General features: G+C 62.0%; 13 protein-coding genes. 2 read left to right on the plus strand and 11 right to left on the minus strand.

All coding sequences use genetic code 11. The features are described 5' to 3' along the window. Positions 1-31 precede the first annotated feature (31 nt). The 4 genes from M3N55_RS01165 to M3N55_RS01180 all read right to left on the minus strand — a co-directional run bounded on the left by M3N55_RS01165 (position 32) and on the right by M3N55_RS01180 (position 3,276). Positions 32-973, minus strand: coding sequence for an META domain-containing protein (locus tag M3N55_RS01165; protein WP_249055573.1), 942 nt, complete (start codon positions 971-973; stop codon positions 32-34). Positions 974-1,112: 139 nt separating this feature from the next. After that, positions 1,113-1,781: a P-loop NTPase family protein gene (locus M3N55_RS01170; protein WP_249055576.1), complete on the minus strand. Its 669-nt coding sequence runs from the start codon at positions 1,779-1,781 to the stop codon at positions 1,113-1,115. Beyond that, complete coding sequence (locus tag M3N55_RS01175; protein ID WP_428982579.1) at positions 1,778-2,833, minus strand: AI-2E family transporter; 1,056 nt, start codon at positions 2,831-2,833, stop codon at positions 1,778-1,780. The genes M3N55_RS01170 and M3N55_RS01175 overlap by 4 nt, the downstream gene beginning before the upstream one ends. 20 nt (positions 2,834-2,853) lie before the next feature. After that, on the minus strand, positions 2,854-3,276 hold the full coding sequence (locus tag M3N55_RS01180; protein WP_249055580.1) for a tellurite resistance TerB family protein: 423 nt from the start codon (positions 3,274-3,276) through the stop codon (positions 2,854-2,856). 109 nt (positions 3,277-3,385) lie between these two features. Between M3N55_RS01180 and M3N55_RS01185 the strand changes: the two genes are divergently transcribed. Then, complete coding sequence (locus tag M3N55_RS01185; protein ID WP_249055581.1) at positions 3,386-5,005, plus strand: lysine--tRNA ligase; 1,620 nt, start codon at positions 3,386-3,388, stop codon at positions 5,003-5,005. Here the strand turns inward: M3N55_RS01185 and M3N55_RS01190 are convergent. Further along, positions 5,002-5,871, minus strand: a complete 870-nt coding sequence (locus M3N55_RS01190) for a CHAD domain-containing protein (RefSeq protein ID WP_249055584.1) — start codon at positions 5,869-5,871, stop codon at positions 5,002-5,004. The two genes, M3N55_RS01185 and M3N55_RS01190, sit on opposite strands and share 4 nt — an antisense overlap. A 139-nt stretch (positions 5,872-6,010) precedes the next feature. On the opposite strand from M3N55_RS01190, the gene M3N55_RS01195 reads away from it, so the two are divergent. Beyond that, positions 6,011-6,412 carry a DUF4864 domain-containing protein gene (locus tag M3N55_RS01195; RefSeq protein ID WP_249055585.1) on the plus strand — a complete coding sequence of 134 codons (402 nt, stop codon included), beginning with the start codon at positions 6,011-6,013 and terminating at the stop codon, positions 6,410-6,412. Positions 6,413-6,459: 47 nt separating this feature from the next. On the opposite strand, the gene M3N55_RS01200 is transcribed toward M3N55_RS01195, so the two are convergent. From M3N55_RS01200 to prpE, 6 genes are all read right to left on the minus strand, one after another. Continuing rightward, positions 6,460-7,032: a cob(I)yrinic acid a,c-diamide adenosyltransferase gene (locus M3N55_RS01200; RefSeq protein ID WP_249055587.1), complete on the minus strand. Its 573-nt coding sequence runs from the start codon at positions 7,030-7,032 to the stop codon at positions 6,460-6,462. Between the two features lies 1 nt (position 7,033). After that, positions 7,034-7,243 (minus strand): twin transmembrane helix small protein, encoded by a 210-nt coding sequence (locus tag M3N55_RS01205; RefSeq protein ID WP_249055589.1) that lies wholly within the window; start codon positions 7,241-7,243, stop codon positions 7,034-7,036. An 81-nt stretch (positions 7,244-7,324) separates the two neighbouring features. Then, entirely contained in the window at positions 7,325-8,149 is an 825-nt protein-coding gene (locus tag M3N55_RS01210) for an SDR family oxidoreductase (RefSeq protein WP_249055590.1), read from the minus strand. 9 nt (positions 8,150-8,158) lie between these two features. Continuing rightward, positions 8,159-9,553 carry a sigma-54-dependent transcriptional regulator gene (locus M3N55_RS01215; RefSeq protein ID WP_249055592.1) on the minus strand — a complete coding sequence of 465 codons (1,395 nt, stop codon included), beginning with the start codon at positions 9,551-9,553 and terminating at the stop codon, positions 8,159-8,161. Continuing rightward, positions 9,553-9,933 carry an Hpt domain-containing protein gene (locus M3N55_RS01220; RefSeq protein ID WP_249055593.1) on the minus strand — a complete coding sequence of 127 codons (381 nt, stop codon included), beginning with the start codon at positions 9,931-9,933 and terminating at the stop codon, positions 9,553-9,555. Before M3N55_RS01220 ends, M3N55_RS01215 begins: the two co-directional genes overlap by 1 nt. A gap of 127 nt (positions 9,934-10,060) precedes the next feature. Further along, complete coding sequence (gene prpE / locus M3N55_RS01225; RefSeq protein ID WP_249055595.1) at positions 10,061-11,962, minus strand: propionate-CoA ligase PrpE; 1,902 nt, start codon at positions 11,960-11,962, stop codon at positions 10,061-10,063. Positions 11,963-12,191: the final 229 nt, after the last annotated feature.

The following is a 12,191-nucleotide window of genomic DNA, read 5'->3' on the forward strand; positions in this document are numbered from 1 at the left end:
GTCGGTTTTGTAACGGCGCAGGCGCATGGCGCTATTGGCGGCGGGCGTCTATCACAATCTCGCCCGCAGTGGTCAGCGCCAGCCGCCCGGTTTCGGGCGACAGGCGGAACCCGTCAACGCGTTCCAATGCGCGGGCGAAACGGCGTTCCTGCGCCATGGTCGGTTCGGTGCAGGCCATCTTGGTGCTGGCAATGCGCCCGAAGGCCAGAATGCCGCCATGGCGCTGGAAGCTGCCAATCAGCCGGTTGCAGCCGACTGTGGCCGACATGCGCCCATCTGCAAAGAATACCAGTTCGGTGCGCGATGGGAACAGTGCCGCGGTGCCGTCAATTTGGGTCAGGTTCCAGACGCCGCGGGCCAGTTCCTCGCTGGCAGCGATGAAGCTGCATTCCGCCAGTTTGGCGCCGTCAATGCTGAGGATCGCGCTCTCACCTTTCAGATGCGCCGAGGTAGCCGGATTGTCGGCCTGTTCGTAATACGCGCCGGATGCCGCTGGGCGGGGCACCATGGTCAGCACTTGTTCGTTGAAGCGCAGCCGCAATTCTTCGGGCAGAAAGCCGATTTCCAGATATTGCCCGCCACATTCGAGCAAGCTGGCAAACCCCATCGGAGGGGTGGCAATGGCACGCAATGGCGGCAGGGTGATATCTTCGGTGCCGGGGGCGATGGCCACGGGTTCGGTCAGCCAGAGCCGCCCACCCGGAACCCGCACGCCTGTGCGCAGGATCAGTGGGCGGTCGCTGGGCACATCAAGCCCAAAGGCGAAGGGGCTTTGCGTTTCGCCCACGCTTTGGCGGCTGTCGGTGATCGTGTTGTCATGGGTATCGACAATGTCGACCATGAAACTGGTGCCGAAGGGCAGGGCAATCCGTTCCAGCAGCATGACTTCGCCGCTGACATGCCGCACGGTCTGAGCCAGCGTGGCAGGAGCGGCCAGAATCAGGCCAAGAGCAATGAGAAGGGGGCGGAGCACGGCGTAGGCCTCTGACGATTTGAAATGAATTCCAACAACAGTAAGCGCGGGCCTGCGACGCTACAAGGCACGCCGCGCAAGAAAGCGCGTGATGTTTGCACGCGGCCAAGCGCCGAAGCGTGTCGCCAGAGGGCGACAGCTAGGCGCGCTGCATGACCTCTGCCGCCAAGGCCCGCCCGATGGGTTTGCCGCGTGCCAAGGCTTCGGTATCCAGTTGGGCGACAAGGCGTTGCGCGGCGGCCAGTGACCGTTCCATCCGTGGCAGCAGATAGGGGATCAGCCGGTCCGAGATGACCACCTGCCGGTCAGCGAATAGCTTGGCCAGAACGGCGGCCAGAAGCGCGTCATCCGGTGCGGCAAGGGCCACATGCGCGCAGGCACCAAGCCGCGACGCAAGATCGGGCAGGGTGACACCCCAATCGCGGGCTGGCGCGCGCGCGGCCATCAGCACCTCTGCCCCATGTGCTTGCGCAAGGTTCAGCAGATGAAACAGCGCGGTTTGCGCCTCAGAGCTATCGGCCACGCGCTCGGCTTCATCCAGCCAGACCGCGCCATGCGCGATCAGCGCTGGCAGGTCTGCCCCGGCAAGCTGCGCCCCCATAAGATGCTGCGCGCCGCGCGCCGCGCCCCACACATGGCCCAAATGGGTCTTGCCCGACCCTTGCGGCCCGTGCAGCACCAGTCGCCCGCCGGGCAGGGCCGCGCCCAGCAGGCCCAATGCGGCCGCGTTGCAGGCACTTGGCACGAAATCGGCGCGGCCCATGCGCGCAGGCAGGTCCAGTTTCAGGGCACTCTGACGCGGGCTCATGATGATCCGCCGCCCTTGCCATACAGCTTGCTATCCATGTATTGCGAGACCCCAAAGCGCACCAGCACGCCGATGCTGGCGGCCAGTGGCACCGCGATCAGCATCCCGGTAAAGCCCAGAAGCGCGCCAAAGGCCGAGACCGCAAACAGCAACCAGACCGGGTGCAGCCGCACCGAGTTGCCGACAATGCGGGGCACAAGGATATTGCCTTCCAGCATCTGCCCAAAGACAAACACCGCACCTACAAGGCCCAGCTCTATCGGGCTGCCCCAGAATTGCCAAAGCGCCACGCCAATCGCAAGCGCGCCGCCGATGATAGCCCCGATATAGGGAATGAAAGAGATCAGCCCCGCCGTCACGCCAATCGCCAGCCCGAATTGCAGACCGATCAGCCCCAGCGCCGTCGCGTAATAGGCGGCAAGGATAAAGCACACCGTTACCTGCCCGCGCACGAATCCGGCAATGCTGGCGTCGATCTCTCCGGCAAGATGGCGCAGCATCGGTGCGTGTTGGCGCGGCAGCAGGTCGTCAAGCTGGCGGACAAGGCGTTCCCAATCCAGCAGCAGGTAAAACGCCACAACCGGCGTGACCACCATGAACACAAGCGCGCCCACCAGCCCCGTGACCGAGCGCAGCAGGCCCTGCGCCAGCGCCGCGCCGCGCTCGCGGATCGCTTCGCCCAGCGATGACAGCGAATTGCGCAGCGTGTCTTCGAGTTGCGCGATATCGGGAAAGCGCGCTGTCAGGAATTCTTGCAATCGAGCGAACAGGTTGGGGGCGGTTTCTGAAAACTGCACGGCTTGGCTGACAACCGCGGGGATGACCAGAACCCCCGCAAGCACCACCACACCAATCGCCACCGCCATCAGGGCAGACACGGCCAAACTGCGTGGTATCCCGCGATTTTGCAGCTTTGTCACAACCGGGTTCAGGAAATAGGCCATGGCCATGCCGGTGATAAAGGGCAACAGCACGTCCCCCATCACCCACAGCAGGGCGATAAACACCACCCCCGCCACGCCCCAATAGCGCAATTGCTGGTCGATCGGCATGGCCAAGGCAAACAATCCTTCTAAAGTGTCAGATGCCGCGCGCGAGAGCCGCGCTCAATAGCGGCGGCATACAGCCTGTCTATGCCAAGTTCATGGCGAATTTCTTCCAGCATGCGCAATTCCTGCTGTCCTAGCAAGCCATCAGCGGCGGCGACGTCGCAAGACAGGGCATACGCCGTCTCGAACAGTTTTTCCGGCAGGCTATCGCGAACAATCCCGAACAGGGCATCCAGCCCGTCATCTTCCTCGAACAGGTCGAACACGGTCTGCGCGATGGTGCGAATGCGGTCGACATCATATTCGGCAAAGATCGGCAGATGGTTCACCAGTGCCTGAATGGCGACCAGTTCAGAGGTGCGGATGCTCTGGTCGGCGGCAGAGACCGCGATCATCACCGCGACAAGGCTGTCCTGCGGTGACATCGGGTGTGGAAGGGCGGGCATGTGTGTGTCCTGTTTGTATGCGTGCAGGCGCAGAATATTGACGTGGGCGCGCCACCGCAATAGGAACCAAGGCCAGACCAGCACCCCCCACACGGAAGTGACCAGATCCATGTCCAGCTTGCGCGACGCTGCCCTCTCTTCGAAAGCCTGGCCGTTCGAGGAGGCCCGCAAACTGGCCGCGCGCTACAAGGATGGCCCCCCCGCGAAAGGACATGTGCTGTTTGAAACCGGCTATGGCCCTTCTGGCCTGCCGCATATCGGCACCTTTGGAGAGGTGGCGCGCACCACCATGATCCGGCGCGCGTTTGAAACCATCAGCGACATTCCGACTCGCATGATCTGCTTTTCCGACGATATGGACGGCATGCGCAAAGTGCCCGACAACGTGCCGGACCCGGCAGCGCTGGCCACGCATCTGCAAAAGCCGCTGACCGCCGTGCCCGACCCGTTTGGCACGCATGACAGCTTCGGCGCGCATAACAACGCCATGCTGCGCCGGTTTCTGGACACGTTCGGCTTCGATTACGAGTTCATCTCGGCCACGGAATATTACACATCCGGCCAGTTCGACCCGGTGCTGTTGCGCGCCGCCGAACGCTATGACGACCTGATGGCCGTGATGCTGAAATCCTTGCGCGAAGAACGCCAGCAGACCTATTCCATTTTCCTGCCCATCCACCCGGAAACGGGCCGCGTTCTGTATGTTCCGATGAAGCATGTGGACGGCGCCAAGGGCGAGATTACCTTCGACGACGAACATGGCCGCGAATGGACGCTGCCGGTCACAGGCGGGCAGGTCAAGCTACAGTGGAAGCCGGATTTCGGCGCGCGCTGGGCGGGTCTTGGTGTCGATTTCGAGATGTATGGAAAGGACCACGCCGCCAACACCCCGATCTATGACCGGATTTGCGAAATTCTGGGTGGGCGCAAGCCAGAGCATTACATCTATGAGCTTTTCCTTGATGAGCAGGGCGAGAAGATCAGCAAATCCAAGGGGAACGGCATCAGCATTGACGAATGGCTGAAATATGCCAGCACGGAATCGCTATCCTATTACATGTTCCTCAAGCCCCGCACGGCCAAGCGCCTGTCATGGGACGTGATCCCCAAGGCGGTGGATGAATACCACCAGCAGTTGCGCGCGTTCCCCGGCCAGACGCCGGACCAGCAGGCCGCGAACCCGGTCTGGCATATCCATGGCGGGCAGGTGCCTGCGTCGGGTATGGTCGTCAGCTTCTCGTTGCTGCTGAACCTTGCGTCGGTCGCACGGGCACAGGACAAGGATACGCTCTGGGGATTTATTCGCCGCTATGCGCCAGAGGCCGCGCCGGAAACCCACCCGGACCTTGACCAGGCCGCAGGCTTTGCCGTGCGCTATTTTGCCGATTTCGTGGCCCCCACGCTGCACCCGCGTGCGCCCGATGCCGCAGAGCGCGCGGCGTTGGTCGACTTGTCCGCCACCTTGGCGCAGATGGCTCAAACCGGCGCTGTCCCGGCGGCGCATGCGGCTGAATATGACAGTTTCAGCGAAGAACTGTTCATGTCGGTCGTCCGCGACACTGGCAAGGCGCATGGGTTCGACAACCTGCGCGCATGGTTCAAGGTGCTCTATGAGGTGCTTCTGGGGTCCGACCAAGGGCCGCGCTGGGGCAGCTTTATCGCGCTTTATGGCCTGTCAGAGACCGTGACGCTGATCGACCGCGCGCTTGCGGGCGAATTGGCAGCTTAACCCGCGCGCCAGAGTTGCCAGCTTGCCGCCCATCCCTCTGCTGGGTTGGGGGCGGCGTAAAGCGTAGCGGCCGCATCAAGGGCTTGCTGCGCCAGCCCGCGCCGAGCCCGCAAAAGGTCCGGGGCAAGGCGGGCAAGGGCTGGGTCGTTGGGGCATAACGCCTGCAAATACATGTGCAGCACGTCCATATCATTATGCGCGCCAAGGGTTTTGCCCAATGCATCCACTTGTGCGACATGCGCGCGCAAAGCCGGGCGGTCGATGGGTTTGAAAAACCGCGCCTGATACCAATGCCGCTTCAGCCACTTGCGCCAGTCATGAAAGGCGGTGGCATCTTCGCCAGCTTGCGCGGCTTCCTGGCAGGCGCGTTGGCCTTTCGTCCATGTGCGCGCCAGATTATGCCAGACGATTGGCGCTGTCTTGTCGGCCATCTTCAGCGATCGGGCCGCGCGCGCGAACTCTGCCATGATGTCGGCGAATTGCGCGATGGAATCGGGGTCCGTGGCGGCATCCGCGATCTCTATCTCATCCAGCAAAACCTCGCGCAGGCTGTCGAATTCGGATGGCGCGCGCCGCCGCGCCGTCAGGCTGTCAAAGGTGTTCAGCATCACTTCGGCATCGCGGGCAGGGGCCAGTTTGGCGGCGGCGTCACGAAGTCGGGCGTTCCACTGCGTGCTGTCCTCCCATCCGCTGTGTAACAAGTGCAAAAGCCCGCGACATTCCTTCGCGCGTTTGCGCAGCGCGAACACGCTTGCGGATGCGCCATGCGTCGTCACCTCGGTGCAGGCCATCTCTGCGCGCAGGGAAAGTGTTTGGCGCAGCGCCGGTTTCAGTTTGGGGCGTTCGGACGGGTAGGACAATTTCATTGCGCGGAACACTCGTTAATCGTGGTGCCCGACCGTGCAGGGCGAATATGGCAGAGGCAGGGCCAATCCAAGGCGGCGCGCTGAAACTGATCCGATGGTGCTGCCGTGGCGTAAGCACCTATATGCGAAAGGACATGCCATGCGCGTCGTGATTGCCTTGTTGCTTGCTGTTTCCCTTGCGCCCGCCGGTTTGCGGGCCCAAGAATCAGAGATTCCCAATGTGATCCGTGACCAGATCAGTGCCTTTCAGGCCGATGATTTCGGTGCCGCCTTCGACTATGCCAGCCCGACGATTAAGCGCCTTTTTGGCACAGCGGAACGGTTTGGGCAAATGGTGCAGAATGGCTACCCGATGGTCTACCGCCCTGCCGATGTGCAAATGCTGGAGCTGCGCGACATGGGCGCAGCCCGCGTGCAGCGCGTGATGATCCGCGATGACGGCGGACGCCTGCATTTTCTGGATTACCAGATGGTGCCCAGCGAAGATGGCTGGCAGATCAACGGCGTGCAGATCGTGCGAGCCGCACAGGTCGGCGCCTGACGCGTATCGGCATCTCGCTGAAACGCCGATACGCTGTTGCGATTGTGTCAGCGGTTCGCGCCGGGCACCCACAAAATGTCGTCCGCGCCATTATTGTTGACCACACGGCCCGCGACAAAGAACCAGTCCGACAATCGGTTCAGGTATTTGACCGCCGATTCATTGACCGATTCGACTGCGGCCAAGGATATCGTTTCCCGCTCGGCGCGGCGTGCAACGGTGCGGCACATGTGGAAATGCGCGGCCAAAGGCGTGCCGCCGGGCAGGATGAAACTGCGCAGGGGGTTCAAATCCTTGTTCATCGCGTCGATCTCGGCTTCCAGCCTGTCGACCTGTTCGGGGATCATGCGCAAGGGGGTGTATTCGGCCTCTGAGTCGCGCTCCATGTCCGGGGTGCACAGGTCGGCCCCCAGATCGAACAGGTCATTCTGGATGCGTGACATCGCAGCAGCCATGTCACCCTCGGCATGCAGCCGGGCGATTCCCATAACCGCGTTCAGCTCATCGACCGTGCCATAGGCCGTTACGCGCTGCGAGTGTTTGGCCACCCGCGCGCCATTGCCCAGCGCGGTTTCGCCCGCGTCGCCAGTGCGCGTGTAGATCTTGTTCAGAACAACCATGTCAGGCCCCTTTTTGTCGGAAATAGACGAATGCGACGATCAGGATGACCGCGGCGAACTGCGCATAAAGCCGCCAGCGCATCATCCGGTTGCCGTGCTTCTGGTTAAAAGCCCCGCCGCGGCCAAAACCGCCAATGCCGACCACCAGAACGCCCAGCACCCCAAGACAGGCCACCAGTGCGGCTATGAATAACGGATCGCTTGCAAGCATGGCCTGTCCCTCTGTTATCGCGTCTTGTCGCGCAACTTAACGCTATTGCCGCGCGTTGCGACCCCTAATTTTCCCGCGTGATTACAGGCGCTGCAAGACCATGTCCAACAGTCGCGTGGGCAGCACGCGGCGCAAGGCCGCCAGCAGGTAGGTGGGGGTTGTGACCGGGTAGCGCGCGCACGGGCGGCGCGCTTCCAGCGCATGGATCAGGCGTTTTGTGACCGCGTCGGGCGGCAATTCGAAGAAATCGGGTTCGCGTTTGTCGTATAGCCGCGCCAGCAGGTTATCGCGATACTGCTCGGCGCGCGGGCTGTTTTCCCAGTCGATCCACCGCTCGAAATGCGGGATCGAATTTTCCCGTATGCGCGAGGTGATCGGCCCCGGCTCTATAAGCGATACATGAAGGCCCGTGCCCGCCAGCTCCAGCCGCATCACGTCGGTCAGCCCTTCCAGCGCGAATTTGCTGGCGACATAAGCGCCGCGCCATTTCAGCGCGGCCAGCCCCAGAACGGAGGAATTCTGCACGATCCTGCCATGCCCTTGCGCCCGCATTACCGGAATGACCGCGCGGGTCAGTTCGTGCCAGCCAAAGAGGTTGGTTTCAAACAGCGCGCGCAACCCGTCGGTGGGCAGGTCTTCGACCGCGCCGGGCAAAGCGAAGGCCCCGTTGTTGAACAGCGCGTCAAGCCGACCGCCGGTGCTATCCAGCGCCTTTGAAAGCCCTTGGTGAATGCTGGCCGCGTCGGTCAGGTCCAGCGCGAAACTATCCAGCCCTTCGGCGCGCAAACGCGCGCAATCCTCTTCTTTGCGGCAACTGGCCAGCACATGCCAACCGCGTGCAGCCATTGCATGCGCCGCATGATAGCCAATTCCAGAGCTGCACCCGGTCATCAGAACGCTGCGCATCTGCGGCCCTTACGATTTGTCCCATTGTTCGCGTTTGCGGTAGATGGTCGAGGGCGCGATGTCCAGTTCACGCGCCGCGCGCGGCACCGACCCGTCATGGCGCGCAATGGCTGCGGTGATAACGCGCTCTTCGATCTGCGCCATGGTCAGCCCCTCGAAAACCGCGTTGGTCGGGCTGTGACCGGCATTGGTCGCCAGCTTCCGCGCGTCCGAAAGGCCGGGGGGCAGCATTTCTCGGGTCACGATCTCGCCCTCATGCAGGATCACGGCATGGCGCAGAACGTTTATCAATTCGCGCACATTGCCCTGCCATGGCAGGTTCAGGAACAGGTCCAGCACATCGGGGCTGAAACGGCAGAATTGCTTGTTTTCCTCTGCGGCGATCTGGGCAAGATAATGCTGCGCCAGCAAATGAATGTCGGTTCCGCGCGCGCGCAATGGCGGCATGGTAATGGGGATGACGAACAGCCGGTAATACAAATCCTCTCGCAGACGGCCTGCGCGCATGTCTTCGGTCGGGTCGCGGCTGGCGGTGCAGATAAGCCGCACATCGACCTTGATCTGGCGCGTATCGCCCACGGGCGTAAAGCTGGAGCGTTGCAGAAAGCGCAGGAAAGCCGCCTGCAAATCCGGGCTCATATCCTGAATATTCTGCACGAACAGCGTGCCGCCATCGGCCTGCGCAACCGCGCCTGCGCGGACCTGAGACTGTGCCTGCCCGCGCCCCGATTTCGGCGGGGATTGCCCGAACAATTCGATCTCCAGCCGTTCGGGATCTGTGGCGCTGCAATTGAGTGTGACGAAACGCTGTGCGGCGCGAGCTGATTTAAGATGCACCGCGCGCGCGCACATTTCCTTGCCAGTGCCGCTTTCTCCCAGAATAAAGACCGGCGCGGTCGATGCGGCGACGGCGGCAATCCGGCTATGGACCTCTTGCATCGCGACGGAGCGCCCCATAAACGCGCGGTCCAGAGCATCGCTGCGGCTGGCTTCATCGATGGTCAGGCTGACATCTTCGCGCAATTCCGCAAAGGCGCTTGCCACGGCCCCGATCATTCGAATGTCGCCCAGCGGTTTGACAAGGAAATCATGCGCGCCTTCGCGCGTCGCCTCGATCGCGTTGTTCACCGACCCGTTGGCGGTGATGACGATAATCCGCGTTTCCGGCTGCAATTCCAGTATTTCGCGCATGACCATAAGCCCGTCAGCATCTGGCAGCATCAGGTCCAGCAACACCACGCGCGGTCGGTGCTCTGCGAATTTGGTCAGCGCTTCGGCACCGCTAGCGGCCAGCATGGGCTTGTATCCAGCCTTGCGCAAGACTGTGGCATAAAGCATCTGCAAGGATGGCGTATCCTCGACCAGAAGCAACCCGTGTGCGGTCCCGTCTTGCTGATGCGGCATCAGTCTTCCTTGGCCAGAGCGGCCAAAGCGGTTCCGGCTTGTGCGGTTTGCGTGGTCAACTCCGGCAGCAGATATGCAAGCGCCGCCACGTCCTGCGAAGTGCAGGCCAGTTCGGCCCGCATGGCCGTTTCTGCAAGGGTGAATGCGCCGATGGTGGCCGCAAGCCCCTTGACCTCATGTGCGGTCTTGCACAGGGCCAATAGGTCGCGGTCCTGTTCCGGGGCATGTAGCGTTGCCGTCAATGCATCATGGCACCTGTTCAGGTCCAGTTGCACCTGTGCCAAAAGCGCGCCTCTCAACTCCGATCCACCCATTGCCAGAAACTCTGACAGAGTTTTCGCATCAATAGAGATTATCTCTGTCGCAGAGCTGCCAGACACCGTTACACCACGTTGTTACCAAGGGCGAAACCCCTTGATGCCAGCCTAGTCCGAAGCCGGTTCCGACAACAAGGGGTTTCATTGCCTCTGCGTGTAATTCGCAACGGGCTTGGTGCTTGCGGTTGTGTCAGCCTGCGTCTTTTGCGGGCAGGCCCAGCGTTTTCAGGGCTGCCGCGATTTCATCAAGGATGACCGGATCATCGATGGTCGCAGGCATCTTGAATGCCTCGCCATCCGCGATCTTGACCATGGTCGCGCGCAGGATCTTGCCAGAGCGGGTTTTGGGCAGGCGGTCCACGACCACGGCCAGTTTGAACGCCGCAACCGGGCCGATCTGATTACGCACCAGTTTGACGCATTCTGCCACGACCTCGGATGCCTCGCGGTCGGCACCTTTGTTCAAGCACAAAAACCCCAGCGGCGCTTGGCCTTTCAGCGTGTCCGACACACCGATCACCGCGCATTCGGCCACGTCCGGGTGGCTGGCCAGCACTTCTTCCATGCCGCCGGTCGACAGGCGATGCCCCGCCACGTTGATGACGTCATCTGTGCGCGCCATGATGTAGACATAGCCGTCTTCATCCATATAGCCCGCATCGCCCGACGCATAGTAACCGGGGAATTGGTCCAGATAGCTTTTGCGGAAGCGCGCTTCGGCGTTCCAAAGCGTTGGCAGCGTGCCCGGTGGCAGCGGCAGCTTGATGGCGATGGCGCCCAATTCGCCTGCCGCGACCGGGTGGCCGCCTTCGTCCAGCACTCGCACGTCATAGCCCGGCATTGGCACGGCGGGAGAGCCGATCTTGACCGGCAGTTGTTCCACGCCCACCGGGTTTGCGGCAATTGCCCAGCCGGTTTCGGTCTGCCACCAATGGTCGATCACCGGCACGTTCAACTGGTTTTGCGCCCAGGTGATCGTGTCAGGGTCGGCGCGTTCGCCTGCAAGATAGACCTGTTTCAGACAGGACAGGTCATATTTGCCGACAAACTCGCCCTTCGGGTCTTCGCGTTTCACGGCACGAAACGCCGTGGGCGCGGTGAAGAAGCTTTTGACCTTATGTTCTGAAATCACGCGCCAGAACGTGCCCGCATCGGGGGTGCCGATGGGTTTGCCTTCGAACACGATGGTGGTGTTCCCGGCAATCAGCGGCGCGTAGCAGATATAGCTATGGCCCACGACCCAGCCGACATCGGATGCCGCCCAGAACACATCGCCGGGGTCTACGTTATAGATGGCCTTCATCGTCCAGTTCAGCGCCACCAAATGCCCGCCGGTGGGGCGCACCACGCCCTTGGGCTGGCCGGTCGTGCCAGACGTGTAGAGAATATAGGCCGGATGGTCGCCCGACACGGGCACACAGTCTGCCGGGGCAACGCCATATTGAAAGCCGTGCCAGTTATAGTCGCGCCCGTCGATGAGCTTGGCCACTTCCTGCTCGCGCTGGAAGATGACGCAGAAATCGGGCTTGTGGCTGGCGGCGTCGATCGCGGCATCCAGCAGCGGTTTGTAATGGACCACGCGGCCCGGCTCTAGCCCGCAGCTTGCGGCGATGATGGCCTTGGGGGTCGCGTCGTCAATGCGCACGGCCAGTTCATTGGCGGCAAAGCCCCCGAACACCACCGAATGCACAGCGCCCAGCCGCGCGCAGGCCAGCATTGCTTCCAGCGCTTCGGGGATCATCGGCATGTAGATGATGACCCGGTCGCCTTTTTCCACACCCTTGGCGCGCAGCGCACCTGCCAGATTGGCCACGCGGTTCCGCAGTTCCACATAGCTGAGTTCGCGCTTGGTATGGGTGATGGGGCTATCATAGATGATGGCCGTTTGGTCCCCGCGCCCGGCTTCGACATGGCGGTCGACCGCGTTCCAGCACGTGTTGACCTGACCGTCCTTGAACCATTCGTAAAGCGGTGCGTTCTCGTCGAACAGTGCCTTGGTCGGCGGCGTCACCCAGTCGATGGATTTTGCTTGCTCCATCCAGAATGCGTTGGGGTCGGTCAATGATGCGCGGTGCAGATCGGCATAGGCCATGGTCATCCTCCTCAGAATGACTATGGCTTAGCCGAGCGCAAGGGCCACGCGCAATGGGTGTTACCGGGAACATGCGGGCCGGGGGTGCGGAAAGTTTGCAATTTTGCGGGTAGAGTTTGCAAATATTGCGCGTTCTGCGCCTGATTGCCTGATCTGGTGCCATGTTTGCAAATTGGTGCGATCAGAGCGCCAGCGGCGGGCCGGGGACTGCCGAACCGTCCTATGATCT

It is taken from the genome of Roseinatronobacter domitianus (genome assembly GCF_023336755.1).
GTDB lineage: Bacteria > Pseudomonadota > Alphaproteobacteria > Rhodobacterales > Rhodobacteraceae > Roseinatronobacter > Roseinatronobacter domitianus.